Below are 24,928 nucleotides of genomic sequence, written 5' to 3' on the forward strand. Positions count from 1 at the left end.
GTCCCGCCGCGGGGCACCCGGACACCCCGCCTGGCTAGGGAGCCAGACGGGCGGCCAGCATCTCGCCCAGGCGCCGTGCGGCCTCGTCCCAGGAGGTGGAGACGCCGCAGTGCGCCAGATCCACCGTCTGCAGGCCCTGATAGCCACACGGATTGATCCGGTGGAACGGTTCCAGATCCATGTCCACGTTCAGCGCCACGCCGTGGTAGCTGCAATGCCGACTGATCTTGATGCCGAGGGCCGCAATCTTGCCCAGCCCGGCAAATTCCTGCCCGGGCACGCGCGGGCCGCTCAGCGCGCTGTGGTCGAACGGATTGCTCAGCCGCACATAGATGCCCGGTGCTCCCGCCACGCGATGGCCGGTCACGCCATAGCTCGCCAGCGTGCGCAGTACCGCCTCCTCGATGCGGTACACCAGCTCTTTCACGAAATAGCCGGCACGCTGCAGGTCGATCAGCGGATACGCCACCACCTGCCCCGGGCCATGGTAGGTTACCTGCCCGCCGCGGTTGGTCTGCACCACCGGAATGTCGCCGGCGGCCAGCACGTGCTCGGCCTTGCCGGCCAGGCCCTGCGTGAATACCGGCGGATGCTCGCACAGCCAGATCCGGTCCGGCGTGTCTGCCGTGCGCGCATCGGTGAACGCGCGCATCTCCTCGAACGCGGTGACATAGTCCAGCCGGCCGCGCCACACCAGGTCGGGCTGCATTTACAGCACCACCTTCACCATCGGATGGCTGGTCAGCGTGCGGTAGAGCTCGTCGAGCTGCTCGCGGCTGGTGGCGCGCACCGTGATGGTCACGCCCAGGTACTTGCCGCTGGAGCTTTCGCGCAGCTCCACCGTGCTGGCGTCATAGCCCGGATCGAACTGCCTGGCGATGTGGGTGATGGCATGGACAAAGCCGTCCACGCGCTCGCCCATCACCTTGATCGGGAAATCGCAGGGGTAGTCGATCAGGGAAGGGCGGTCTGCAGGGTTCTCGGAGGTCGGTTCAGACATGGCAAGTCGGTCGGGTAATGGTTGACGTGTGCGTAAAAGGCAACAGGCTCCGCATGCAGCAGCCTGCCGGCCGCAGGGACCACGCAACAGGGCAATCCGCTGCAAATGGGCACGAATCATGCCAAATACAAGCCCTGCAAGGCCCTTGAGCGCCGAAATGACGGGTGCCGGCAGTGTACTCCTCATGCAGCAAGACGCCCATTCGTCACCGAAAACCCGGTTTTGCCGACACTTGCGTGCAGTTCCTTCAACGACACTTTCAAAAAATGGATGCCAAGGTGTTTACCTCCGGGGTGGCCTGCGTATAATGCCGGTCGACGGTATGTGCCCAACTGTATGCGGGGTAGCGCTTTGTAAATAGGCAGGATCCCGTGGACAAATACCAGCCCTTCGACGACGAAACCGAACAGGAAGAGATCATTCCCTGGACTGCAGAGCAGGCCCGGGCCTGGCGGGAAGCCAACCCCACCCCCTCGCTGTGGCGCTTGTGGCGGGTGCAGGTAGCGGTCGGTGTCGTGCTGGTGCTTGTTGTCTGGTTGCTGCAATTGCGGGCCGGGTGGCAGTGGGGCGTGGTACCGTCAGCGGCGTACGGCGTGCTTGCCGTGCTCCTGCCTTCCGCACTGGCCACTGGTGGCGTGCTGCGGGGCTGGGGCCGGCAAATGCAAGCGCAGCGAAAGGTTGGTGGTGCAGGATTGAGCTTTGCCACGATACTGATGTGGGAAGGCTTCAAGGTCCTCTTCAGCATCCTGATGCTCGTGCTGGCGCCGCAACTGCTGCGCGAATGGATGAGCTGGCCAGCCCTGCTGGCGGGCTTCGTGGTGACGCTGAAGGCGTACTGGTGGGCGTGGATACGCGGCCAGGCGCGGGCGCACTGACAGGATTTGGTATTAGACGGATTGAACACTATGTCTGGAAACGTTGATCAAGCGGTAAACCACGCGCCTACGGCAAGTGAATACATCGTTCACCACCTGCAGCACATGCAGTACAACTTCAATCTGGAGGCGGTCAAGCAATCCAAGATTGTCGATTTCAGCCTGTTCAACCTCGACTCGGTGTTCTGGTCCGTCCTGATGGGCGTGCTGGGTTGCTGGCTGCTGTGGCTGGGTGCCCGCAAGGCCACCTCCGGCGTGCCGGGCCGCTTCCAGGCTGCCGTCGAAATCATGGCCGAAATGGTCGAGAACCAGGCCAAGGGCGTGATCCACAACGCCAAGAGCCGCAAGCTGATCTCCCCGCTGGCCCTGACCGTGTTCGTCTGGATCTTCCTGATGAACGCGCTCGACCTGCTGCCGGTCGACCTGGTGCCCGAAATCTGGGCCAAGACCTATGCGGCTGCCGGCCACGACCCGCACCACGCCTACATGCGTATCGTTCCCACCGCCGACCTGTCCACCACGCTGGGCCTGTCCATCGGCGTGCTGCTGGTCTGCCTGTTCTACAACATCAAGATCAAGGGCCTGGGCGGCTGGGCGCACGAGTTGGTCGCTGCCCCCTTCGGCAACCATCCGCTGCTGTACCCCATCAACTTCCTGATGCAGATCATCGAATACGTGGCCAAGACCGTTTCCCACGGCATGCGACTGTTCGGCAACATGTTTGCCGGTGAACTGGTGTTCATGCTGATCGCGCTGATGGGTGGTGCCTGGGCACTGAACGCTACCGGCATCGGTCTGGCCATCGGTCATATCATTGCAGGTTCGGTGTGGGCCATCTTCCACATCCTGATCATCACGCTGCAGGCCTTCATCTTCATGATGCTGACGCTGATCTACACCGGTCAGGCCCACGAAGCCCACTGATCCTTTTTCCCTCGTTTTTTCCTTTCTTACTTTTCCACCAACCTTTAGGAGCTTTTCATGGAAAACATTCTCGGCCTCGTCGCACTGGCTTGTGGTCTGATCGTCGGTCTGGGCGCTATCGGCGCATCGATCGGTATTGCGCTGATGGGCGGCAAATTCCTGGAGTCCTCCGCTCGCCAGCCCGAGCTGATCAACGAACTGCAAACCAAGATGTTCATTCTGGCCGGTCTGATCGACGCGGCATTCCTGATCGGCGTTGCCATCGCCCTGCTGTTCGCATTCGCCAACCCCTTCACCGTCTAATTCTGTTCACCTTTCATGACCGAAAGGGGGTAACATGAATATCAATGCAACAATAGTTATCCAGGCGATCGTCTTCGGTATCCTCGTGTGGTTCACCATGAGCTACGTGTGGCCGCCGATCATGAAAGCGCTGGACGAGCGGGCGCAGAAAGTCGCCGACGGCTTGGCTGCGGCCGACAAGGCCAAGGCAGACCTCGCCTCGATGAACAAGAAAGTCGAGCAGGAGTTGTCCGCTTCCCGCAATGATGCCGCCGTGCGCCTGGCTGATGCCGAGCGCCGTGCCCAGGGCATCATCGAAGAAGCCAAGGCCAAGGCCGTCGAGGAAGGCAACAAGATCATTGCTGCCGCCCAGGCCGAAGCCCAGCAGCAGGTGTCCCGTGCGCGTGACTCCCTGCGTGACGAAGTCGCCAGCCTGGCTGTCAAGGGCGCCGAACAGATCCTCCGCAAGGAAGTCAATGCCAGCGTGCATGCCGATCTGCTCAACCGCCTCAAGGCCGAGCTGTAATTAAGGGAAGAACATGGCTGAACTTGCAACCATTGCTCGTCCTTATGCGCAGGCGCTGTTCGAGGCCAGCACCGGCAAGCTTGGTGAAACCGCCCAGTGGCTGGAACCCCTGGCTACTGTGGTCGGCAATCCCGAACTGCAACAGGTCGCTGCCAGTCCGAAACTGGGCAGCAACCAGCTGTTCGAGCTGATTGCAGGTTTGATGCCCGTGGCCCTGCCCGCAGACGGCAACAATTTCCTGCGCACGGTGCTGCAGAACGGGCGCCTTGCGGCGCTGCCCGAGATCGCACGCCAGTACGAGGCCCTCAAGAACGCCGCCAGCGGCGCTTCCAATGCCACCATCTACAGCGCTTTCCCCATCGAAGGCGCCGAACTGGCAGACCTGACGGCCCGTCTGGAACAACGCTTCAAGGCCAAGCTCAATGTGAGCGTGGTGCAGGACAGCGATCTGATCGGCGGTGTACGCGTGGTCGTGGGTGACGAAGTGCTCGACACCTCGGTCAAAGCCCGTATTGAACAAATGAAACAGGCGCTGACTGCGTAAGCGGGCCGGGTCTGAGGCTATTAAAGAAAGAAGGAAAGAGTCATGCAGCTCAATCCCGCAGAGATTTCTGAACAAATCAAGAGCCGCATCCAGGGTCTGGTGGGTTCCACCGATGTGCGCAACCAGGGTACCGTCATCTCCGTGACCGACGGTATCTGCCGCATCTATGGCCTGTCTGATGTGATGCAGGGCGAAATGCTGGAATTCCCGGCCACCAAGGATGGCGCAGCCACCTATGGCCTGGCACTGAACCTGGAGCGCGACTCCGTCGGTGCGGTGATTCTGGGTGAATACGAACACATCTCCGAAGGCGACACGGTCAAGTGCACCGGCCGCATTCTGGAAGTGCCGGTGGGTCCGGAACTGATCGGCCGCGTGGTGAACGCGCTGGGTCAGCCGATCGACGGCAAGGGCCCGATCGACGCCAAGATGACGGACGTGATCGAGAAGGTTGCCCCGGGCGTGATCGCACGTAAATCCGTGGACCAGCCGGTGCAGACCGGCCTGAAGTCGATCGACTCCATGGTGCCGATCGGCCGCGGCCAGCGTGAACTGATCATTGGTGACCGCCAGACCGGTAAAACCGCCGTGGCAGTGGACACCATCATCAGCCAGAAGGGTCAGAACATGACCTGTATCTACGTCGCCATCGGCCAGAAGGCGTCGTCGATCAAGAACGTGGTGCGCGCCCTGGAACAGGCCGGCGCCATGGACTACACCATCGTGGTGGCTGCTTCCGCCTCCGAATCCGCTGCCATGCAGTACGTTTCCGCGTACTCCGGCTGCACGATGGGCGAATACTTCCGCGATCGTGGCCAGGACGCCCTGATCATCTATGACGACCTGTCCAAGCAGGCCGTGGCCTACCGCCAGGTTTCCCTGCTGCTGCGCCGTCCCCCGGGCCGCGAAGCCTTCCCCGGCGACGTGTTCTACCTCCACAGCCGCCTGCTGGAGCGTGCCGCCCGCGTGAACGCCGACTACGTCGAAGCCTTCACCAAGGGTGAAGTCAAGGGCAAGACCGGTTCCCTGACCGCACTGCCCGTGATCGAGACGCAAGCCGGTGACGTGTCCGCGTTCGTTCCGACCAACGTGATCTCCATTACCGACGGCCAGATCTTCCTGGAAACCAGCCTGTTCAACGCCGGTATCCGTCCCGCCATCAACGCCGGTATCTCCGTGTCCCGCGTGGGTGGTGCTGCCCAGACCAAGCTGATCAAGGGCCTGTCCGGCGGTATCCGTACCGACCTGGCACAGTACCGTGAACTGGCTGCGTTCGCGCAGTTCGCTTCCGATCTGGACGAAGCCACCCGCAAGCAGCTGGACCGCGGTGCCCGCGTGACCGAACTGCTCAAGCAGCCCCAGTACAGCCCGCTGCCCATCAGCCTGATGGCCGCTTCCCTGTTCGCAGTGAACAAGGGCTACCTGGACGATATCGACGTCAAGAAAGTGCTGGCATTCGAGTCCGGCCTGCATGCCCATCTCAAGGACAAGCACGCTGCGCTGCTGACCCAGCTGGAAAACGACAAGGCTTTCGACAAGGAAGGCAAGGCTGAAGCCGAACTGGCCGACGCCATCGCCGCCTTCAAGAAAAACTTCGCGTGATCACGGGAGAGCAACGTGGCAGCAGGTAAGGAAATTCGCGGCAAGATCAAATCGGTGGAAAACACCAAGAAGATCACCAAAGCCATGGAAATGGTCGCCGCATCCAAAATGCGCAAGGCGCAGGATCGCATGCACGCGGCCCGTCCGTACGCCGAAAAGGTGCGTGACATTGCTGCCAACCTCGGCATGGCCAACCCGGAGTATGTGCATCCGTTCATGAAAAAGAACGATGTCAAGACCGCCGGTCTGATCGTGGTGACAACCGACAAGGGACTGTGTGGTGGCCTGAACACCAACGTCCTGCGTCAGGTGACCAACCAGATCCGTGACCTGCAGTCGGCCGGTGTGTCCACCCGTGCCGTTGCGATCGGCAACAAGGGCTTCGGCTTCCTGAACCGCGTCGGCGCCCCCGTGGTGGCCAACGCGATCCAGTTGGGGGACACCCCCCACCTGGAGAAGCTAATCGGTCCGGTCAAGGTGCTGCTGGATGCCTACGAACGTGGCGAGCTGAGCGCGGTGTACCTGAGCTACACCAAGTTCATCAACACCATGAAGCAGGAGCCGGTGGTGCAGCAGCTGCTGCCCCTGTCGCACGAAGAAATGGTCGCGGAAACGCGTGCCAGCGGCAAGGCCCACTCCTGGGACTACATCTACGAGCCGGATGCGCAGAGCGTGATCGACGACCTGCTGCGCCGTTACGTGGAGGCCCTGGTCTACCAGGCAGTCGCCGAGAACATGGCGTCCGAGCAGTCTGCACGCATGGTGGCCATGAAGGCCGCCACCGACAACGCCGGCAACGTGATCGATGAGCTCAAGCTGGTCTACAACAAGACGCGCCAGGCTGCGATTACCAAGGAACTGTCCGAGATTGTGGCCGGTGCCGCTGCGGTGTAACCATTAAATTATTGGAGCAAAAGATGGCTCAAGAAAATCAAGTACAAGGCAAGATCGTGCAGTGTATCGGCGCGGTGGTGGACGTGGAGTTCGCCCGTGACCAGATGCCCAAGATCTACGACGCACTGAAGATGGAAGGCTCCGAGCTGACCCTGGAAGTGCAGCAGCAGCTGGGTGACGGCATCGTGCGTACCATTGCGCTGGGTTCCTCCGACGGTCTGCGTCGCGGCATGATGGTGTACAACACCAAGGCCCCGATCACCGTGCCGGTCGGCAAGGCCACGCTGGGCCGTATCATGGACGTGCTGGGCAACCCGATCGACGAGCGCGGTCCGGTCGACCAGGCCCTGACGGCTTCCATCCACCGCAAGGCTCCCGCTTACGACGAGCTGAGCCCCTCCCAGGAACTGCTGGAAACCGGCATCAAGGTGATCGACCTGGTGTGCCCGTTCGCCAAGGGCGGCAAGGTGGGTCTGTTCGGTGGCGCCGGTGTGGGCAAGACCGTGAACATGATGGAGCTGATCAACAACATCGCCAAGGCGCACAGCGGTCTGTCCGTGTTTGCCGGCGTGGGCGAGCGTACCCGTGAAGGGAACGACTTCTACCACGAGATGGCCGATTCCGGCGTGGTGAACCTGGAGAACCTGGGCGAGTCCAAGGTTGCGATGGTGTACGGCCAGATGAACGAGCCCCCGGGCAACCGTCTGCGCGTGGCCCTGACCGGCCTGACCATGGCCGAGTCCTTCCGTGACGAAGGCCGTGACGTGCTGTTCTTCGTGGACAACATCTACCGTTACACGCTGGCCGGTACCGAAGTGTCCGCTCTGCTGGGCCGTATGCCTTCCGCCGTGGGCTACCAGCCGACGCTGGCCGAGGAAATGGGCCGCCTGCAGGAGCGTATTACCTCCACCAAGGTGGGTTCCATCACGTCGATCCAGGCCGTTTACGTGCCGGCGGATGACTTGACCGACCCGTCTCCTGCCACGACCTTCGCCCACCTGGACTCCACTGTGGTGCTGAGCCGCGACATTGCCGCCCTGGGTATCTACCCCGCAGTGGATCCGCTGGACTCCACCAGCCGTCAGCTGGACCCGAACGTGGTCGGCGAAGAGCACTACTCCGTGGCCCGCGCCGTGCAGGGTACCCTGCAGCGCTACAAGGAACTGCGTGACATCATCGCGATTCTGGGCATGGACGAACTGGCTCCGGAAGACAAGCTCACCGTGGCCCGCGCCCGCAAGATGCAGCGTTTCCTGTCCCAGCCGTTCCACGTGGCCGAAGTGTTCACGGGTTCGCCGGGCAAGTACGTGCCGCTGTCGGAAACCATCCGCGGCTTCAAGATGATTGTGAACGGCGAGTGCGATCACCTGCCGGAGCAGGCCTTCTACATGGTCGGCACCATCGACGAAGCCATCGAAAAAGCCAAGAACCTCGGCTGATAAGGGGTAGTGTATGAGCACCCTGCAAGTCAATGTGGTCAGCGCGGAAGAGTCGATCTTCTCCGGTCGTGCCAAGTTCGTGGCACTGCCGGGCGAGAGCGGCGAGCTGGGCATCCTGCCCGGTCACACGCCGCTGATCTCCCGCATCAAGCCGGGTTCCGTGCGCATCCAGACTGAAAAAGGCGACGAGGAGTTTGTCTTCGTGGCTGGCGGCATCCTGGAAGTGCAGCCCAACGTTGTCACCGTGCTGTCCGACACCGCCATCCGCGGCAAGGATCTGGACGAGGGCAAGGCCAAGGCAGCACAGCAAGCCGCGGAAGAAGCCCTGCGCAACGCCAAGACCGATTTTGACGTTGCCATGGCCCAGTCCGAACTGGCTGTGATGGCAGCCCAGATCGCTGCGCTGCGCAAGTATCGCCAGAAGCGTTGATCATGTGTCGCCGGCCTGGCCGGCGATGCTGAAAGACCCGAAAACCCTGTTCGCAAGAACAGGGTTTTTTCATGCGCGGCTCTTTGTGTTGCTATTGTGTGGCAGCAGGCAGCAGGCAGCAGGCAGCAGGCAGCAGGCAGCAGGCAGCAGGCAGCAGGCAGCAGGCAGCAGGCAGCAGGCAGCAGGCAGCAGGTGTTGCGCTCAGCCCAGGATCACCGGGGCATCCGGCAATTCGTTCAGGCGCGGGCGGTGGGGGTCGGGCGGGAAATGTGCTGCGAGCAACGCCGTCACGTCCTCCAGCGCGATCTCCAGCGCCTCTTCATAGCGGCCCTCGCGCAGGGGCTCGCACATGCGTTCCGTGATGCGTGCCCAGGCGGCCTGGGGCACGTGGCGGTTGAAGCCGCGATCGGCAATGATCTCGATGGCGTGCTCCTGCAGCAGCAGGTAGATGAGCACGCCGTTGTTGTGTTCGGTGTCCCACACGCGCAGCTTGCCGAACAGGGACAGCGCACGTTCGCGGGGCGGAGCATTGCGCTCGGTGTAGCTTGGCGGCATTGCTGCCTCGATGCACAGGCGGATCTCGCCGCAGTGCAGGCGCTCGCTGTCCGAGACGCGCAGGGACAGGCGCTGCTGGGCGTCCGCAGGCAGCACGGCTGCGACCGTGCTGGAGGGCGTCGGAGAGGCGCCAGAGGGTTTGCCGAAGAGTCGCCTGAGTAGCATGCTTACCAGTCTCCCGAGGCGCCGCCACCGCCAAAGTCACCGCCACCACCGGAGCCGAAGCCTCCACCAAAGCCGCCACCGCCACCCCAGCCGCCACCCCGGCCCCAGTCGGATGGCGGGCCGGGAAGAATGATGGGACCGCCACGGCCGCGTCCACCGCCGCCCGGGGGCAGCATGCCGCCTCCGCCGCCCATGCCGGTGACGAGAGCAATGAACAGCCCGGCGAGCCCGGCCAGACCGGCAGCCAGCAGCACGCCGGAAAGCACGAACATGAACCCGCCTGCCACGGCACCGGTTGCGATGGAGCCGAGCGGACGGCCCATGATGGACTTGAGGATGCTGCCGCCGATCAGGCTGATCATCAGAGTGATCATGATGGCGCTCATCCAGTCGAAGCCGTCCTGCCCCTGGGACTGTGAGGGGGCGCTGCCGGGAGCCGGCAAGGCCTCGCCATTGATGCGCGCGGTGATCTGGTCGATGGCCGCGGAAATGCCGCCGGCGAAGTCGTTGGCGCGAAAGCGCGGCTTCATGGCGTCGTCAATGATGCGGCCGGCCGCAATGTCGGGCACGGCGCCCTCGAGTGCCTTGGCCACTTCGATGCGCATGCGCCGGTCGTCCTTGGCGACGATGATGAGAATGCCATCGCCGACATCGCGGCGGCCGATCTTCCAGGTGCTGGCGACGCGGTAGCCGAAGGAGGCGATGTCTTCGGGTTGCGTGGTGGGCACCATCAGCACGACCAGCTGGCTGCCCTGCTTCTGCTCATAGGCGGCCAGCTTGGCCTCGATGGCCGCCTTGTCGGCCGCGCTGAGCGTGCCGGTCTGATCCATCACGCGCGCCGTAAGCGCGGGAACCGGGACCAGTTGCTGCGCCCAGGCTGCCGGCAGCAGGGCGCACAGGCCCAGCAGCAGGCCCGCCAGCCAGAGGCGCCAGCGGACAGTGTGCGGCAGGGACAGCGCGTTGCTCAGCATGAGGGCTTGCCGGCTGGGTGAGGAGAGTTACTGCTTCTTTTCGCCGCCGAAGTCGACCTTGGGCGGTGCAGAGATCGCAGCTTCGTTCTCGACCGTGAAGTTGGCCTTGGGCTTGTAGCCGAAGATCATGGCGGTCAGGTTGGTCGGGAACTGGCGGGCCAGCACGTTGTACTCCTGCACCGCCTTGATGTAGTTGTTGCGGGCCACGGTGATGCGGTTTTCTGTGCCCTCGAGCGTGACGCGCAGGTCGCGGAAAGCCTGGTTGGCGCGCAGTTGCGGGTATTGCTCGGCCACCACCATCAGGCGCGACAGGGCGCCGGACAGTTCGCCCTGGGCATCCTGGAATTTCTTGAAGGCCTCGGGGTTGTTGACCAGTTCGGGCGTGGCCTGGATGGAGGTGGCCTTGGAGCGGGCCTCGATCACCTTGGTCAGCGTTTCCTGTTCGAAGTTGGCTTCGCCCTTGACGGTGGCGACGATGTTGGGCACCAGGTCGGCACGACGCTGGTACTGGTTGAGCACTTCGCTCCAGGACGACTTGACCTGTTCGTCCAGCGTCTGGAACTGGTTGTAGCCGCAGCCGCTGAGGCTGAACAGGCCGATGATGGAAATCAGGATCAGGAACCAGCGTTTCATGGTGGAGGTCTCCCCGTTGGGTGCAAGAATATTGCAAGCATAGCGTAATTCTTTTCGTGCTTTTTGCAGGAATACGCCGACAACTGCGGCCAGCGTGACGTAGTCGGCATCCGCAAGTGTGCGGCTGCTATGCTGGCAGGCATGGAGTTCAATTACCGTTGCCCGCGCTGGTTGCCGGACGGACACAGCCAGACCATCTGGCCGGCGCTGTATGCGCGCGCATGGAGCGGCGAACGGCCGCGTTATGTACGCACGCGCTGGGAGGCTCCGGACGGCGACTTCGTGGATGTCGACTGGCTGCAGCCCGCGCCGGCGCGGCATGATGGGCAGGGCCGCAGGCCGCGTGCCTTGCTGGTGCTGTTTCACGGACTGGAAGGCTCTTCCGGCAGTCACTATGCGCTGGCCATGGCGCATCGTGCGCGCAGCCTGGGCTGGGCATTTGCGGTGCCGATGTTCCGGGGTTGCAGCGGCGAGCCGAACCGGGCGGCGCGTGCCTATCACAGTGGCGACTGGCAGGAGGTGGAGTGGATCCTGCGCCGCATGCAGGACTGGAAGGACCGGCAGCTGGGTTCGGACGCCACGCTGTTCGTGGCGGGAGTTTCGCTGGGCGGCAATGCGCTGCTGCGCTGGGCACAGCAGCAGGGGGAGCACGCGCGTGGGCGTGCGGCGGCGATTGCGGTGATCAGTGCACCGCTGGATCTCGCGGCCTGCGGGCACGCCCTGCACAGGGGTTTCAACCGCCTCAGCTACGAGCGCATGTTCCTGGCCAGCATGAAGCACAAGGCGCGGCTCAAGGCCAGGCAGTTTCCGGATCTGTTCGACCTGCAGCGGGTGCTGCGGGCGCGCAGCCTGTTCGATTTCGATGACGCCTTCACCGGGCCGCTGCATGGCTTCGGAGGTGCCGACGACTACTGGCGGCGCGCGTCCTCGCGTCCGCACCTGAGCGCCCTGCGCATTCCCACGCTGCTGCTCAATGCACGCAATGATCCCTTTGTGCCGGACTCGGTGCTGCCGGCAAGGGGAGAAGTGCCGGACTGCGTGACGCTGTGGCAGCCGCGCTGCGGCGGGCATGTGGGCTTTGTGGAGGGGCGCTGGCCGGGGCAGCTGTTCGGCATGCCGCGTGCCGTGACGGACTGGATGCTGGCGAGTTGCGCCACAATCGGAACCAAGGGGCCCGGTGGCCCGCAGGAGGAAGGTGATGGATGATCTGGTGAAGCAGGCCATGGCGAAATGGCCGAACGTGCCCCATGCGTATGGCTGGCTGGGCCTGGGCATGCGCGGGGACTGGTATCTGCGGGATGCTGCGGCGCAGGCGGCCGGGCCTTTCAGCGGGCCGGGCAGCAGCGCGGCGAGCCGGGGATCGGTGGTGCAGCTGGACAAGCTGCTGGAGTTCATCGGGCGCAACTACCTGGCTGACGAACAGGGGCGCTGGTATTTCCAGAACGGGCCGCAGCGGGTGTTCGTGGAACTGGAGAGTGCGCCCTGGGTGCTTCGGGTGCAGCAGGAGGCGAGCGGCGCTTATGCCGTCCGCACGCATACGGGCGAGCCGGTACAGGTGGGGCGTGCGCTCTGCGACGAGCACGGCCATGTCTATCTGGCGACGGACCGCGGGCTGGGCCTGGTGCACACGCTGGACACGCTGGTCATGGCGCAGGCGGTCGAGGATGTGGTGTGGCCGCTGGAGGATGTGCAGGCTGACAGCCTGCCGGAGCGCTTCGGCTATCGTCCGAGTCCGCAGCAGGATCAGGCTGCCGCGGGCTGACACCCAAAAAAACACCCCGAGGCCGGCATGCAGCTTCGGGGTGCCTGAGATGGGCGGCTTAGGAAAAGGCCGCCTGCAGGGGCTTATTTGGCCTGGCTGACCATGTACTGGACGGCAGCCTTGATTTCGTCGTCGGAGGCGGTGGAGCCACCCTTGGGCGGCATCACGCCTTTCGCGCCGGTGAAGCCTTCGATGGCGTGCTTGAACAGGGTGGCTTCGCCCTGGGCGATACGCGGAGCCCAGTCGGCCTTGTCGTCCAGCTTGGGAGCGCCGGCAACACCCGCAACGTGGCAGGCCTGGCAGGTGGACTTGTAGAGGGCTTCGCCTGCGCCGGCAGCGACGGCGGTAGCGGCAGCGGCTGGGGCTGCAGCGGAAGCGGCAGGTGCGGCGGCGGCGGGAGCCGCGGCGGAAGCATCGGCAGCCGGAGCGGAGGCGGCGCCGGAAGCAGCACCGGCCGCGCCATCGGCAGCCTTGGGTTCGGCGAAGCTGGCACCGCTCTTGTTGGCCATGAACACCACGGCGCGCTTCACTTCGTCATCGGTGAAGGTGGTGCCGCCGCGCGGAGGCATGGTGCCCTTGGCGCCGGTGAAGCCTTCGATGGCGTGCTTGAACAGGGTTTCCACGCCCTGGCCGATACGCGGACCCCAGTCGGCGGCATCGGCCAGCTTGGGAGCACCGGTCACACCAGCGTCGTGGCAGGCGGCACAGGCAGCCTTGTAGGCTTCTTCGCCGGTCTTGGGAGCGCCACCGCCGGCGGGAGCAGCCTGCAGTTCGATGCTGCCGACTTTCTGGATGCGCTGGGCGGCAGCCATCTGGGCAGCGGGGCTGTGGGCGTTGAAGGAGGGCGTTGCGTAGGTGCTGAAATACACCGACACGGCCAGCAGGGCGAACAGGGCGCCGAAGGTGAGCGCCGCAACAATCGCCAACTGGCGGTTCTTGGTCGCCTCGGAAACATTGTATGTATCAAGAGCGTTCTGGCTCATAACGTCCTCAGGGCTGTGTTGATTGGAAACTAAAAGTGACAGGCAATTATAGTCACCGCTGCTGCAAAAAACACCTACAATTGCCCGTTGCCAAAGAGAACCTGTCATGCTTACCACAACATACGGGACTTTGGCGACTTCCTTTCCGTGCGACTGTAGCTCAGTGGATAGAGTATTGGCCTCCGAAGCCAAGGGTCGTGGGTTCGATCCCCGCCAGTCGCGCCACAATTCAATCCAGCATAGTCCGATGAAGTCCGAAAACCCGCATGTCTCCTAGGCTTGCGGGTTTTTTGTTGTCCGAAGTAGTCCGGCAAGGGACAATGACATACCGTCACTTTGACGGTACTTTTGACGGTACCGGCCAGCAGGCGGCAGAAAAGTACCGTCAGATACCGTCACCCAGATACCGACAAAGGCACTATGGCACTGACAGACACGGCAGTAAAAAACGCACGGCACAGCGGCAGCGCGGCAGGTGACAAGCTATCGGATGGCGGCGGCATGTTCCTGCTGGTGAAGGCATCCGGCAAATACTGGCGCATGGACTACCGCTTTGCCGACAAGCGCAAGACGCTTGCGCTGGGTGTCTATCCGGCTGTATCGCTGGGGCAGGCACGCAAGGCGCGGGAGAAGGCGCGGGAGCTGCTGGCGCAGGGCATAGACCCAAATCTGCACCGCAAGGCCGAGAAGCTGCAGCGGGCGGCTACGCTGGAAAACAGTTTTCAGTCTGTGGCTATGCGCTGGCTGGATCAGTGGAGCATTGGCAAGACACCCCACACCATTGATTACACGGTCAAGCGGCTGGAGCGTGACGTGTTTCCTATCGTTGGTGCATTGCCCATTGGTGAGGTGACTGCACCCATGCTGATTGCCATCGTGAAGAAGGTAGAAGAACGGGGCGCACTGGACATGGCGGCGCGTGCGCTATCGAACTGCGGGCAGATATTCCGGTATGCCGTGGCGCATGGCATCACGGACAGCAACCCGGCCAGCTTCATCAAGCCATCGGACGTGCTGCCGCAGCGCAAGGCCAAACACCACGCGCGGATCACGGCAAAAGACCTGCCCCAGCTACTGCGGGACATGGATGACTATCAGGGCAGCATCCTGACGCGCATCGCCATGCAACTGATGGCCCTGACGTTTGTGCGTACTGGTGACTTGATCGGGGCACGCTGGGATGAATTCGACCTGGTGGGCAAGCGCTGGGACATACCGGCACACCGAATGAAGATGGATACCCCGCACATCGTCCCATTGGCACGGCAGGCGCTGGTGCTGTTGAGAGAGCTGCACACGATCACCGGGCGCAGTGAGTGGCTGTTTCCGCATGAGAGCAACCCACGCAAGCACATGAGCAACAACACGGTGCTGTATGCGCTGTACCGCATGGGCTACAAGGGCACCATGACGGGACACGGCTTCAGGGGGCTGGCTTCCACGATCCTGCATGAGCAGGGGTTTGACCATGCCCACATCGAACTGCAACTGGCCCACTCTGACCGCGACGAAGTAAGCGCAGCGTACAACCATGCCACTTACCTGACCCAGCGCGGCAAGCTGATGCAATGGTGGGCCGACTACCTGCAGGCACGCCGGGCGGATAACGTCATCGTGCTGCCCAAGCGCAAGGCGGGATGAGCGCATGTTTGACCCCACCCCTCTTTGTTTTTCGGGGTTACACGGGTTACACGGGTTACAGCGTTGATTTTATTGATGTTTTCCTGTAACCCCATGGCAAAACGCTGGGGTTACAGGGGTTACACGCTGGGGTTACAGGCGGGGTTACAGGGCGCTATCCATGGCGTGGTGTTGCTCCGCCAGCACGCCGCAGTAAATGGGTAAGATGCAAGCATCCATCCACCGTAGGGAGATGAAATGTTTGGCTGGTTTTCGAGAAAGATATTCGGAAGCAAACCAGTGGACGCCAGAGAAGCGAGTGAGCAAGAGCCAATGCTGCGGCAGCGCGCCAAAGAGTTGGCAATCGCGGCAGGCCCAAAGGTAACGCTTCAACGCGAAGAAGCTGCGTTTACCTACACGATGAAGAGTGTGCAAGGCCTATCAGAGAGAGAAAAGAGCGAGATTTTCAGCATGGTGCAAAGCTGTGGAGGCTTTGGCTTGCCGCACAACTACATGGAGCCTGTTTTTCAGCGGTATTTTGCCGAACGGCCATGGGCATGGTTGGAGATTGCCGAGTGGCGAACCATTTTTGACAAGGCCCGATTGTCTACTCCACTTGATTTCCCAGAAGTATGGGAGATAGACCCCGCCAAGGTTAGCGTGCAGGTGTCGCGCGAGGAAGCGCTGGAACAACGTACCGTGGCAGAGCTAAAGGAAACTCTTGCAAAAAATGCCATTCCCTTTCGTTCGGGGGCAAGAAAGGCTGAGTTGGTTCAGCTCTTGGCTGAATCTGGTTGCTCGGAAGTTGACCGTTTGTACTATCAGTTCCAAGAGCAAAAGCGGCGCTCTGGGGGCTACGGCCTCTATAAAAAATTGATGCGATGCATAAATTTACGCGCCATGGGATTGGGTAGACGGAGCGCGGCAGGGAATACGTTCATCAAAGAGGAGTTAGTAGTTTTTGATACGACTTACGCTAATGTCATAGAACGATATTTGGCAGGAAATCCTGACGCGATGCTGCCACTATTTCCCGGGGATCACAGCTTCTTCCATGTGCAACTGAATTTTCGTCAGAGGTGATGCTAAGGTGCGGCCACTTACGTGAGGCTTTTCCCCCGGCTTCCCAGCGAAATGCGAGGATGCGCTTGCCCAATCTTGCGCCTGCCTGTGCATCACCCCCGCTGGCTAAGTCGGTAAGCTAACCCACCAAAACTGCTCACCGAGGCGGTTCTTTCATGCCATGTCCAATGCCCTTTGACAGGCACGTGGGTGAAAGATCAATCTTTCGCCGGGCGCAGGTACGCGGCGTGCAGGCGCTCCACTTCCAGCAGCAGAGCCAGATGCTTGCCGACCCATTCCGGGATCGGCACGCCTTCAGTGCGCCAGCGGCTGGGCGTATTGCGATGCAGGCCAGTGGCGCGGCAGAAGTCAGAAACCTTCCAGCCCAAGGCGTGCAGGTGGGCGTCGAAGTCTTGAAGGGTGTAGGCGTGTTGCGTCATGGTGTGATTCTAGGCTATTTTTTCCCGGTTATGTGCTTTATTTGACGATAGATTCACATAATTAAACATAACGCTCGTTGTATCAAGTATGCAAAGTGGACAACTTTCTGCACACTATCGGGAATAGTCAATGCAGACGCGGGTTTACCGATGTTATGCACAATGCCCACCATTTAGGCACATCAACGGGAAACCAAACGATCCGGCACCAGAGGCAGTTATCCACAGGGGCCCACCTACTGGAATCCCCGAAATGTGCGGTTTTTGATAGGTTGCGCCAATGGCGGCAAGAATCGACGCCAGCCTAAAACGTCAGGGCGTCATCGACCTGGTGCTGGCGGCGGGTTTCTTGAGTCCCTAAAAAGCGCAGTGCAGATTCTGGCGGCTCAATTTTGAGCCGCGAGATGCGGCAGGATCAGCAAAACGCAAAATTGCGCTCAGCCCAAAAATGGGCTTAGCACAGTCCAAAAGTGGACAGTCCCCAGCGCGGGGGCACCTTGGTACACCTGAATTTTTGGAGCCTATAAAAAGACCGATGCACAGATTTGAGCATCGGCAGGGCGATGTGCGAATCTGCATATCGGGAGCGGCACCATCCAGCCGAAGCTAGTCCCTGCACCTGGTGTTGCAGGCAAAAGAAAAGCCGCACGATGGCGGCTGCTGTGGGGCTGGGCGGGATCAGGCGGGCACTTGATCGCAATCTTCAATGGTGCTTTCCCAGCCCTTGCGCGATTCCTGGATGACGATCTTCTGGTTTACCAGCCGCTCCACTTGGTTGGTGCGCTCCATCACCCGCCGAATCGGCACGTTGCCTTCGGCATGAGCAGCGTAGAGCAGACGCAGCAGCTTGTCTGCCCAGCGCGGCACCTTGCAGTCCTTTTCCCAGCGGGCAACAGTCTGCGCGTCAACGTCCAGAAGGTGGCCCAATGCCGATTGCGAGGCCAGCATGCCAGCGCTGCGCACATAGCGAAATTCAGCACCAGTCATGTGGCTGGGCTTCTTGGTGAGCGCCAAACACACCGCTTTGGTCAGTCCTTCTTGATCGTGAATCGCCACGGCTTCGCCAAAGCGCGTCATACGCACTTCATACCCATTTGCAAGCCATACATTGCGCAGGCCGCCGTCTTTGTACTGGATCATGGCTATTCCTTCGTTATGTCAATCACGGTCACGATGACCAATTCCGGGGCGGGATACTCCACGTTCACCACTACCGCTACGTTCATGCCTGCCACATAGCGCACCATGCGGCAGTTGAGCCCCCCATGTCTGATGTCTGGTTCGGGCGGCAGATTCATGCGCCCCTGCAGCAGCACATCGAACACCATGGGGCGGTTGACGTGGCGCTGGCGCATTCGCACATCTGCATGATCAGTGAATGCCACATTGGCACTGTCTGCGGCCATTCTGCGGATGTGTTTTTCAAGTTGGGGGATGCTTGGATCGGCCACGCTTACCTATCATTTTGATAGGACATCATACTGAAAACGGTATGCCCTATCAAACGTCCTTACATTCTGTTGGCCTTCTATTGTCAACCCGCTACACTGGACGCTTATACAGCCCACCATGGGCGAACGATTGCCAGCCCCTACCGTGGATTGATCCCCACGGCCAGACCTGCACACACCCCGGCAGGCGGGGGCTGGCACCTTGTGCGGGGTGTTGGGGTGAATATGGCGCATCACAAGATCGACTTGGCGCACTTCCGAAGAACCAATATATGGGCGCAGCAGCAATTAGCGCTGACAGCGATAACTGACGGGGAAAACGGCGCGGAACAGCAGGCATTCCACATACTCGCGGGGCTGGTTCTGGATGACGGCGCAATCCATCCGCTTTTCCAGCAGGTAATGAATTTGCTGATGGTCGAAATCGTTCTAACAGGGCGGCTGCCTTATTCCAAAGCGGGAAGGCCAAAGCACGATGACGCTCATATAGATAAAACCCTCATCGCGTGGGAATTTTTCGATATGCGCGATGACGGGATGACATATCAGGAAACGATGGATGAGCTGGTAAAGCGTCACCATAAGGGTGAGCGTCACCTTGCGCGTATCGTCAAAGATCACAGCACACACTTGCCAAAAACTAAGGAGGAGAGAGACCAGCGGCGTGAATTTTTGCGAATGGGCGCCCGTTTTGATGCTGAGGCGAGAAAGGAGGCTGCAGAGCGTGGGGAGGTGTACGAAACCTTTTTAGAGCGAATGGGCCGGAGAATTGAAGAAATGCGGGCAGAGGCCATGAACCGCGATGTGTTGGCCGAACTGGATAAAAAAATGGATGCCGCGCTTGATCGAATTGCCGAGATGACTGCTGACAAAAAGTAGACCTGTTTTATTGTCAGTGACATAGCGGAATCACTCTTAGAAACTGCATACCGTGCCTCATCGGGCGGTATTGCAGCAACTGGCACAACCTGCAATGCCGTCCTTCCATGAAAGGATCAGACGGCAATGCAGAAAGCAGCCACCAAACCGATTCACGCGCCACAGCGTGAAGTCACCACCAGCCACGACACCCAGCCCCACTATGAGCGGGCGAAAGCAGCAGCGCGTTTCCTGAAGATCAGCGAAACGACGCTGTGGCATTGGGCGAAAACCCGTGACGATTTTCCCAAGCCGATCAAGGCCGGAACCCGCGTCACGCTGTTTGACCTGACGGCGATTCAAGCCTGGCTGCAAGGCCAGACGGAGGGTGCAGCATGAGCAGCATTCCGCACCATCACACCACGCCGGAGAAACTGCAGGCGTTGGTGCAGATTCTCAAGTCCTACCCCAGCGGCAGCGCGGCAGCGCAGCGACAGCGCATCATGGCGGCGCTTGCGCTGTTTCCCTGCACCAGCAGCGAAATGCAACGCCACCTGGACTGCTACGACTGCAATGCACGAATCAACGAGCTGCGCCACAAGGAAGGCCGCAAGATCGGCATGGCATGGGTGCAGCAGGAAACCGAAGCGGGCGAGTTGCACCGCGTGGGCCTGTTCTTTTTGGAGGCCACAGCATGAGGACCACCAAAAAGAAAACCGCCTGGAGCTGGGGAGCTGTGCAGGCGGCCATCGAATCGCATCTGGTACGGCATTCTGCCATCTACGGCTATGCCTGTACAGCAGCGGCAGCCATCGCGCTGGCGACTTGCACGAGCCTGCCCGTACATGCCACAATGACCCCGGCGCAGAAATGCGCTGGTGCTAGTCACACCAAATCTGTAGCGGTTGCTGCCCCCACCGTTAAGCGGGGTTTTGTCATGCCTGAACACCTGGCAGGACGTGGTGTATCCACGGCCAGCCGTCACGGTTACGGGCGTGGGAGCGCCTATCCGCAAGGACGGCGGCACGGCTACGGACGTGTGACTACACCCACGCCCACCCTATGCGCTAGTCACGCAAAAGGGGGCTTCTTCAACGTTCCCGTAGGAGCCTGAACCATGACAACCATCACCCGCGCCAACGGCGCAAGCATCCCCACGCCTGAAGGCGTCACTATCGATCACGTATGGCTGACGCTGACCACCAGCAAAGCCGGTACCAGCATCAAGCGCCGTACCGACGCAATCGACATGCTGACAGAGCGTGCAACGCAACTCCACGCGCTGCTGCTGCAGACGTGTGGCGCATCCCGCGACAACTTCACCGGCCAGCATGAAAGCATTCAGGAAGCCACGCTGTGGCTGGCCTGTTCTGTTGCTGAAGAAGTCAGTGCACTGGCCGAAGCGCTGGCAAGTGGAGGTGCAGCATGAAGGCGCCGACCACTTCCACGACCCCGGCCAGCAATGCCGAATTCTGGTGTGAGGAGCGTCAAGCCATCGCATTGGAAACGCTGTACCAGATCGAGCAGATGGCCGAGATGCTGAGGCTGCGCGCTGAATTTGGCGATATGGACGCACTGCAATATGCAAGCCGTGCAGCAGCTAGGGCCATTGCAGAGCTGGCCTGCAACGCCATGGCGGCGATCAATGATGAGCTGACCACTATCAAGAGCATGGAATACCAACTCGGCAAGGGGGGCGCAGCATGAGCAAAAGATCGGAATTCCGACTCAGCACCCTGGGCCTGGAGGGGCTGCAAATCGAGCTGAACACCGCCAAGGAGCGCATCGCCAGCCTGGTGTCCCTGTTGAATGATGAAATCGACAGCCACGCGATGGATGCCAGCGACAAGGCACGCATGTACGCGCTGGCTTGGGCCATCGAGCAGCAGGCGGGCGAGCTGCCGAAGCTGGTGCAGGAGGTGCAGACATGACCTTCCGACTCGCCATCTACAGCGCATGGAGCAGCACCAATGCCGCGCTGCTGCGACGCCAGCGACTGCCCGGCACCTACCCCACGGCGGGCGACGCTGCAGCGGCTGGTGTGGTGCACCTGAAGGCCAATGCGCAGGCTGTGGGTTTTGAGGTGGAGGCGCCGGGGCTGGAAGCAGCGAACGACGCAGCGATGACAGCACGCACGATCTACCGGGCGCAAGCGGCGCGTCACAAGCGCCAGAAACGCACGGAGGTGCAGCATGACGCCTGACACCATCGTCAACGACTTCCGCGATGCGTTGCTGGGCGCCGGGTTGACGCCACCCGATCACATCGAGGCTGACGGCAAGGTGCACCGCTTCAGTACCAACGGCAAGCGCAGCGACGCGGCGGGCTGGTACTGCCTGCATCTGGATGGCCTGCCTGCTGGCATCTTCGGAGACTGGCGGCAGGGGCTGACTGTCACCTGGTGCAGCAAGAGCGACGAAGCCATGACACCGGCAGAGCGTGCAGCGATGCGCGAAACCATCCGGGCATTGCTGGTGCAGCGGCAGGCCGATCAGCAGCGCAGGCAGGAGCAAGCAAAAGCAAGCGCAATGCAGGCATGGGAGGCGGCAGGCGACTGTACCGGCCACCCCTACCTGCAGCGCAAGGGCGTGCACGGCTACGGGCTGCGGCAGTACGGCGGCTTGCTGATGATCCCGCTGCGCGACACCAGCGGCACCCTGCACAGCATCCAGACGATCACGCCTGATGGTGACAAGCGCTTTCAGGCGGGCGGCAGGGTGCGCGGCTGCTATCACGCCATCGGCAAGCCTGCAGGCGTCATCGTGGTGTGCGAGGGCTACGCCACGGGCGCCAGCATCCACGAGGTGACCGGCCACGCTGTGGCTGTGGCCTTCAACGCAGGCAACCTGCAGGCAGTGGCACAGGCGCTGCACAGGCGCTGCACAGGCGCCACCCTGACCTGCAGATCATCGTGGCCGCTGACGACGATCACGCCACGCCGGGCAACCCCGGCATGGAGCAGGCACAGCAGGCCGCGCTATCCGTGGGCGGCACCGTGGCGGTACCGCTGTTCCACGCTGGCCGACCGGCTGGCGCTACCGACTTCAACGACCTGCACCAGTTGCAGGGGCTGGCGGCAGTGAAGGCCGCATTTGATGAATTGGAGGATTGCCCATGACGGAAGCAATCACGGCACTGGCCGAAGTGCCAGCAGATACCCCTATCGGCCACCTGGTGCAGATCGAGGCGGACGGGCAGCAGGATCAGCAGCAGGCAGAACCCAGCCCCATCCCCGACCAAAAGGATCGTCCGCGCTACGTGGTGCTGAACGAGGCGGTAAAGGGCACTGACGGCAAGGTGACGCACCGTGCAGGCGTCTGGTATTTTGGCATCCGTGAGCGCAATAACGGCGAACCCGAGCTGACCCAAGTCTGGATTTGCGCACCGCTGTACATGGATGCAGTGACGCACGACCCGCAGGAAAACAACTTCGGGCGCCTGCTGCGGTTTCGCACCACGACCGGGAAATGGCGGGAGTGGGCCATGCCCATGGAGCTACTGAAGGCAGACGGCGCCGACTTGCGCGGGGCGCTGCTTTCCATGGGGCTGGAGCTGGACCCGGACAAGCGCAGCAGCCTGACGCGCTACCTGTTGAGCCTGGTGCCGAGAAAGCGGGTTCGCTGCTGCCTGCAGACCGGCTGGGCAGACGCCACCTTCCGGGCTTTCGTGCTGCCTGATACCGTCATCGGCGCCGGGGCTGGCGGCGTGGTGTTCCAGTCTGGTGAGGCAGATGGCAACGAGTACACCACGGGCGGCACACTGGACGGCTGGCGCGAGGGTGTGGCAATGCCTGCTGTGGGCAATCCCGTGCTGCTGCTGGCGCTTTGCGCTGCATTCGCTGGTGCACTGCTGGCAAGGTGCAATGCCGAATCGGGCGGGGTGCACTTCGTGGGCGATTCCAGCACCGGCAAAACCACGGCGCTGCAGGCAGCGTGCAGTGTGTGGGGCGGCGAGGGTTACCGCAGAAGCTGGCGGGCCACGGCCAACGGCATGGAGGGCGCAGCCAGCATGTTCAATGACAGCCTGCTGGCGCTGGACGAAATCAGCGAATGCGATCCGCGCGACATTGGCGCCATCGTGTACAGCCTGGGCAACGGGCGCGGCAAGCAGCGGGCCAGCAGGACCGGCACCGTTCGCACCGTGACGCGCTGGCGCTGCTTCATTGTCTCCACCGGGGAAACCACCATCGAAACGTCCATGCAGGAAGGCGGCCAGAGGGTGAAGGCGGGGCAGGCCGTGCGGCTGCTGGATGTTCGTGTGCAGCGCAGGCATGGCGCATGGGATGAGCTGCACGGCTACGCCAGCGGTACCGTCTTCAGCGACAGCATCAAGCGGGCGGCGGCAACGCACTACGGCCACGCTGGGCGGGCTTTCCTGCAGCGATTGACCCGTGAGCAAGGCGAGGACTTCGCCGAGGCGCTGGCGGGCATTCAGGCGCTGCCTGCATTCGCTGTGCGGGGTGACGGGCAGGTGAAACGGGCGGCAGCCCGGTTTGCCATGCTCGCACTGGCCGGAGAGCTTGCTACCAGCTACGGCGTCACCGGCTGGCCGGAAGGGGCGGCGACTGCAGCGGCAGCGGAGATGTTCACCGCCTGGCAGCAGGATCGGGGCGGCAGCAACGCCAACAAGGAGCAAAGCCAGATCAGGCAGGCCGTGGCCGCATTCATCGAGCTGCACGGGGCAAGTCGGTTTCAGAACGAGGACAACCCGCAAGCCGTGGTGCACAACCGGGCAGGCTGGCGCGAGAACACCGGCAGCAGTGTGCGGTACCTGTTCACGGCTTCGGGCATGAAGGAGGCGCTGAAGGGCTTTGACCTGCAACGCTCGTTGGATGTGCTGGTGCAGTGCGGGGCGCTGCCAAAGCCTGGTGCTGACGGCAGGCGCCAGACGCCCAAGCGACTGGATGGCGCCGTGCGCAAGGTGTACGAGATCAATCCCGAGCGATTGGAGGATGACCATGGGAGCGCTTAAAGCACTGATTCAGCGGCTCCACGCACAGGCTGCAACCCCTGTAACCCGCGCTGTAACCCCGGCTGTAACTCCTGTAACCCCACAAAAAACGGCTGGGGTTACAGAAAAGTTCAATGAAATCAACGGTGTAACCCCTGTAACCCGTGTAACCCCGAAATTCGATAAGGGGCAGGGTTCAAACGCAAAACCACCGGCTGCGGCGCCGATTCCAGCCCCTGCAGTGCCTGGTGCAGAAGCGGCGAACGAAGCCGAGCTGTATGACTGGCACGAGCTGGACCGGGCCTATCTGGATCACCACATGCAATGCACCCAATGCAAGACGGCAGGCAGGCGCCGGGGTGAGCGCTGCGCCATTGGTGCAGCACTGTGGCGCGACTATGAGCAAGCAATGCCCACGTGGGCGACGAAAGTATGACGCAATGAGCAACAGGGAAACTTCACCACAGTTTGAAGCGGCCAACGAGCGGGCCAAACGCTTGGTGGAGGTGCACGGCGTGGATGCACCACAGGCACAGGCTGCCATGCGGGAGGCGCTCGATCTTGCGCCCCAATGGGTCAAGGATGAGCTGAAGGCACAGCAGCAGCGGCACGAGCGCTTCCTGGCGGCAGTGGATGAAATGAATGCCGTGATTGCAGAGCATGGCGAGGATTCCCCAGAAGCGGGCATTGCCATCATGCAGGTGCACGAGCATCTGCCGGAGGAACTGCAGCAGGCCATGATGGACAAGATGTGCGAGATGTTCCAGCTACCGGCGGCCACGCACTGCGATGATGACGGCAATCCGCTGTACAGCGTGGCCGAAGTGGGCGAGGCGCTGGGGCTGGATGAGCAGGAAGCAGAGCAGGCATTTGCCGAGATGCTCGCAGCAGCAGCCGACAAGGGGCTCGACATTGGCGGCATGGTGTCAGACGCCGGGCAGGTTCACCGCATCAACTGAAGG

General features: G+C 61.9%; 33 protein-coding genes and 1 tRNA gene. 25 read left to right on the plus strand and 9 right to left on the minus strand.

Translation table 11 applies throughout. From position 1 onward, the window contains the following. Window positions 1-34: 34 nt before the first annotated feature. Window positions 35-709, minus strand: a complete 675-nt coding sequence (gene lipB, locus KKQ75_RS11035; RefSeq protein ID WP_213362218.1) for a lipoyl(octanoyl) transferase LipB — start codon at window positions 707-709, stop codon at window positions 35-37. After that, the gene (locus tag KKQ75_RS11040; RefSeq protein ID WP_213362220.1) at window positions 710-1,000 is read right to left on the minus strand and encodes an HP0495 family protein; all 291 of its coding nucleotides are present in this window, start codon (window positions 998-1,000) and stop codon (window positions 710-712) included. It abuts the gene before it with no gap. A gap of 371 nt (window positions 1,001-1,371) precedes the next feature. On the opposite strand from KKQ75_RS11040, the gene KKQ75_RS11045 reads away from it, so the two are divergent. From KKQ75_RS11045 to KKQ75_RS11085, 9 genes are read left to right on the plus strand one after another with little or no spacing between them, the layout of a single operon-like run. Then, window positions 1,372-1,875, plus strand: coding sequence for an ATP synthase subunit I (locus KKQ75_RS11045; protein ID WP_213362222.1), 504 nt, complete (start codon window positions 1,372-1,374; stop codon window positions 1,873-1,875). Window positions 1,876-1,905: 30 nt separating this feature from the next. Then, window positions 1,906-2,799, plus strand: a complete 894-nt coding sequence (atpB, locus tag KKQ75_RS11050) for a F0F1 ATP synthase subunit A (protein WP_213362224.1) — start codon at window positions 1,906-1,908, stop codon at window positions 2,797-2,799. A 57-nt stretch (window positions 2,800-2,856) separates the two neighbouring features. Further along, window positions 2,857-3,102 carry a F0F1 ATP synthase subunit C gene (gene atpE / locus KKQ75_RS11055; RefSeq protein ID WP_091818196.1) on the plus strand — a complete coding sequence of 82 codons (246 nt, stop codon included), beginning with the start codon at window positions 2,857-2,859 and terminating at the stop codon, window positions 3,100-3,102. 34 nt (window positions 3,103-3,136) lie between these two features. Further along, window positions 3,137-3,607, plus strand: coding sequence for a F0F1 ATP synthase subunit B (locus tag KKQ75_RS11060; protein WP_213362226.1), 471 nt, complete (start codon window positions 3,137-3,139; stop codon window positions 3,605-3,607). A 13-nt stretch (window positions 3,608-3,620) separates the two neighbouring features. Continuing rightward, entirely contained in the window at window positions 3,621-4,151 is a 531-nt protein-coding gene (locus KKQ75_RS11065; protein ID WP_091818192.1) for a F0F1 ATP synthase subunit delta, read from the plus strand. Window positions 4,152-4,193: 42 nt separating this feature from the next. Next, on the plus strand, window positions 4,194-5,753 hold the full coding sequence (gene atpA / locus KKQ75_RS11070) for a F0F1 ATP synthase subunit alpha (RefSeq protein ID WP_091818190.1): 1,560 nt from the start codon (window positions 4,194-4,196) through the stop codon (window positions 5,751-5,753). Between the two features lie 15 nt (window positions 5,754-5,768). Beyond that, window positions 5,769-6,647 (plus strand): F0F1 ATP synthase subunit gamma, encoded by an 879-nt coding sequence (atpG, locus tag KKQ75_RS11075; RefSeq protein ID WP_213362228.1) that lies wholly within the window; start codon window positions 5,769-5,771, stop codon window positions 6,645-6,647. Window positions 6,648-6,670: 23 nt separating this feature from the next. Beyond that, window positions 6,671-8,086 (plus strand): F0F1 ATP synthase subunit beta, encoded by a 1,416-nt coding sequence (gene atpD, locus KKQ75_RS11080; protein ID WP_213362230.1) that lies wholly within the window; start codon window positions 6,671-6,673, stop codon window positions 8,084-8,086. Window positions 8,087-8,099: 13 nt separating this feature from the next. Further along, window positions 8,100-8,516: a F0F1 ATP synthase subunit epsilon gene (locus KKQ75_RS11085; protein ID WP_213362231.1), complete on the plus strand. Its 417-nt coding sequence runs from the start codon at window positions 8,100-8,102 to the stop codon at window positions 8,514-8,516. A 201-nt stretch (window positions 8,517-8,717) separates the two neighbouring features. Here KKQ75_RS11085 and KKQ75_RS11090 read toward each other — a convergent pair whose 3' ends face one another. From KKQ75_RS11090 to KKQ75_RS11100, 3 genes are read right to left on the minus strand one after another with little or no spacing between them, the layout of a single operon-like run. Further along, the gene (locus tag KKQ75_RS11090; protein ID WP_213362232.1) at window positions 8,718-9,236 is read right to left on the minus strand and encodes a TPM domain-containing protein; all 519 of its coding nucleotides are present in this window, start codon (window positions 9,234-9,236) and stop codon (window positions 8,718-8,720) included. A gap of 2 nt (window positions 9,237-9,238) precedes the next feature. Next, entirely contained in the window at window positions 9,239-10,207 is a 969-nt protein-coding gene (locus tag KKQ75_RS11095) for a TPM domain-containing protein (protein ID WP_213362233.1), read from the minus strand. 27 nt (window positions 10,208-10,234) lie between these two features. Next, complete coding sequence (locus KKQ75_RS11100; protein WP_213362234.1) at window positions 10,235-10,840, minus strand: LemA family protein; 606 nt, start codon at window positions 10,838-10,840, stop codon at window positions 10,235-10,237. A gap of 141 nt (window positions 10,841-10,981) precedes the next feature. Here KKQ75_RS11100 and KKQ75_RS11105 point away from each other — a divergent pair, with 141 nt between their 5' ends. Next, the gene (locus tag KKQ75_RS11105) at window positions 10,982-12,046 is read left to right on the plus strand and encodes a YheT family hydrolase (RefSeq protein ID WP_213362235.1); all 1,065 of its coding nucleotides are present in this window, start codon (window positions 10,982-10,984) and stop codon (window positions 12,044-12,046) included. Next, window positions 12,039-12,602 carry a DUF2946 family protein gene (locus KKQ75_RS11110; RefSeq protein ID WP_213362236.1) on the plus strand — a complete coding sequence of 188 codons (564 nt, stop codon included), beginning with the start codon at window positions 12,039-12,041 and terminating at the stop codon, window positions 12,600-12,602. The genes KKQ75_RS11105 and KKQ75_RS11110 overlap by 8 nt, the downstream gene beginning before the upstream one ends. An 83-nt stretch (window positions 12,603-12,685) precedes the next feature. Here the strand turns inward: KKQ75_RS11110 and KKQ75_RS11115 are convergent, their stop codons facing one another. Continuing rightward, on the minus strand, window positions 12,686-13,585 hold the full coding sequence (locus KKQ75_RS11115; RefSeq protein WP_250131073.1) for a c-type cytochrome: 900 nt from the start codon (window positions 13,583-13,585) through the stop codon (window positions 12,686-12,688). A 149-nt stretch (window positions 13,586-13,734) separates the two neighbouring features. On the opposite strand from KKQ75_RS11115, the gene KKQ75_RS11120 reads away from it, so the two are divergent. The 3 genes from KKQ75_RS11120 (at window position 13,735) to KKQ75_RS11130 (ending at window position 16,288) form a co-directional block, all read left to right on the plus strand. Beyond that, window positions 13,735-13,810: transfer RNA gene (locus tag KKQ75_RS11120), tRNA-Arg, on the plus strand. Between the two features lie 195 nt (window positions 13,811-14,005). Further along, complete coding sequence (locus tag KKQ75_RS11125; protein WP_213362237.1) at window positions 14,006-15,226, plus strand: tyrosine-type recombinase/integrase; 1,221 nt, start codon at window positions 14,006-14,008, stop codon at window positions 15,224-15,226. Between the two features lie 237 nt (window positions 15,227-15,463). Further along, window positions 15,464-16,288, plus strand: coding sequence for a HeH/LEM domain-containing protein (locus tag KKQ75_RS11130; protein ID WP_213362238.1), 825 nt, complete (start codon window positions 15,464-15,466; stop codon window positions 16,286-16,288). Between the two features lie 197 nt (window positions 16,289-16,485). Here the strand turns inward: KKQ75_RS11130 and KKQ75_RS11135 are convergent, their stop codons facing one another. The 3 genes from KKQ75_RS11135 to KKQ75_RS11145 form a co-directional block, all read right to left on the minus strand. Further along, the gene (locus KKQ75_RS11135) at window positions 16,486-16,707 is read right to left on the minus strand and encodes a hypothetical protein (RefSeq protein WP_213362239.1); all 222 of its coding nucleotides are present in this window, start codon (window positions 16,705-16,707) and stop codon (window positions 16,486-16,488) included. A gap of 678 nt (window positions 16,708-17,385) precedes the next feature. Continuing rightward, window positions 17,386-17,847 carry a helix-turn-helix domain-containing protein gene (locus tag KKQ75_RS11140; protein ID WP_213362240.1) on the minus strand — a complete coding sequence of 154 codons (462 nt, stop codon included), beginning with the start codon at window positions 17,845-17,847 and terminating at the stop codon, window positions 17,386-17,388. A gap of 2 nt (window positions 17,848-17,849) precedes the next feature. Then, window positions 17,850-18,113: a DUF4258 domain-containing protein gene (locus tag KKQ75_RS11145; RefSeq protein WP_284069736.1), complete on the minus strand. Its 264-nt coding sequence runs from the start codon at window positions 18,111-18,113 to the stop codon at window positions 17,850-17,852. A gap of 291 nt (window positions 18,114-18,404) precedes the next feature. On the opposite strand from KKQ75_RS11145, the gene KKQ75_RS11150 reads away from it, so the two are divergent. The 11 genes from KKQ75_RS11150 (at window position 18,405) to KKQ75_RS11200 (ending at window position 24,925) form a co-directional block, all read left to right on the plus strand. Beyond that, on the plus strand, window positions 18,405-19,037 hold the full coding sequence (locus KKQ75_RS11150) for a hypothetical protein (protein ID WP_213362242.1): 633 nt from the start codon (window positions 18,405-18,407) through the stop codon (window positions 19,035-19,037). A 126-nt stretch (window positions 19,038-19,163) separates the two neighbouring features. Beyond that, window positions 19,164-19,415 (plus strand): helix-turn-helix transcriptional regulator, encoded by a 252-nt coding sequence (locus tag KKQ75_RS11155; protein ID WP_213362244.1) that lies wholly within the window; start codon window positions 19,164-19,166, stop codon window positions 19,413-19,415. Further along, the gene (locus tag KKQ75_RS11160; protein WP_213362245.1) at window positions 19,412-19,714 is read left to right on the plus strand and encodes a helix-turn-helix domain-containing protein; all 303 of its coding nucleotides are present in this window, start codon (window positions 19,412-19,414) and stop codon (window positions 19,712-19,714) included. Before KKQ75_RS11155 ends, KKQ75_RS11160 begins: the two co-directional genes overlap by 4 nt. 419 nt (window positions 19,715-20,133) lie before the next feature. After that, entirely contained in the window at window positions 20,134-20,445 is a 312-nt protein-coding gene (locus KKQ75_RS11165) for a hypothetical protein (protein WP_213362246.1), read from the plus strand. Next, window positions 20,442-20,723 (plus strand): hypothetical protein, encoded by a 282-nt coding sequence (locus KKQ75_RS11170; RefSeq protein WP_213362247.1) that lies wholly within the window; start codon window positions 20,442-20,444, stop codon window positions 20,721-20,723. The genes KKQ75_RS11165 and KKQ75_RS11170 overlap by 4 nt, the downstream gene beginning before the upstream one ends. Beyond that, window positions 20,720-20,947: a hypothetical protein gene (locus KKQ75_RS11175; RefSeq protein WP_213362248.1), complete on the plus strand. Its 228-nt coding sequence runs from the start codon at window positions 20,720-20,722 to the stop codon at window positions 20,945-20,947. Before KKQ75_RS11170 ends, KKQ75_RS11175 begins: the two co-directional genes overlap by 4 nt. After that, window positions 20,944-21,219, plus strand: coding sequence for a hypothetical protein (locus KKQ75_RS11180; RefSeq protein WP_213362249.1), 276 nt, complete (start codon window positions 20,944-20,946; stop codon window positions 21,217-21,219). The genes KKQ75_RS11175 and KKQ75_RS11180 overlap by 4 nt, the downstream gene beginning before the upstream one ends. Continuing rightward, window positions 21,209-22,099: a hypothetical protein gene (locus KKQ75_RS11185; RefSeq protein ID WP_250131074.1), complete on the plus strand. Its 891-nt coding sequence runs from the start codon at window positions 21,209-21,211 to the stop codon at window positions 22,097-22,099. The genes KKQ75_RS11180 and KKQ75_RS11185 overlap by 11 nt, the downstream gene beginning before the upstream one ends. 31 nt (window positions 22,100-22,130) lie before the next feature. Further along, window positions 22,131-23,987 (plus strand): DUF927 domain-containing protein, encoded by a 1,857-nt coding sequence (locus KKQ75_RS11190; protein ID WP_213362250.1) that lies wholly within the window; start codon window positions 22,131-22,133, stop codon window positions 23,985-23,987. Beyond that, window positions 23,974-24,402, plus strand: a complete 429-nt coding sequence (locus KKQ75_RS11195; RefSeq protein WP_213362251.1) for a hypothetical protein — start codon at window positions 23,974-23,976, stop codon at window positions 24,400-24,402. The genes KKQ75_RS11190 and KKQ75_RS11195 overlap by 14 nt, the downstream gene beginning before the upstream one ends. 4 nt (window positions 24,403-24,406) lie before the next feature. Continuing rightward, window positions 24,407-24,925: a hypothetical protein gene (locus KKQ75_RS11200; RefSeq protein WP_213362252.1), complete on the plus strand. Its 519-nt coding sequence runs from the start codon at window positions 24,407-24,409 to the stop codon at window positions 24,923-24,925. The last annotated feature ends 3 nt before the right edge of the window (window positions 24,926-24,928 follow it).

This window comes from Brachymonas denitrificans (assembly GCF_907163135.1).
Classification (GTDB): domain Bacteria; phylum Pseudomonadota; class Gammaproteobacteria; order Burkholderiales; family Burkholderiaceae_C; genus Brachymonas; species Brachymonas denitrificans_A.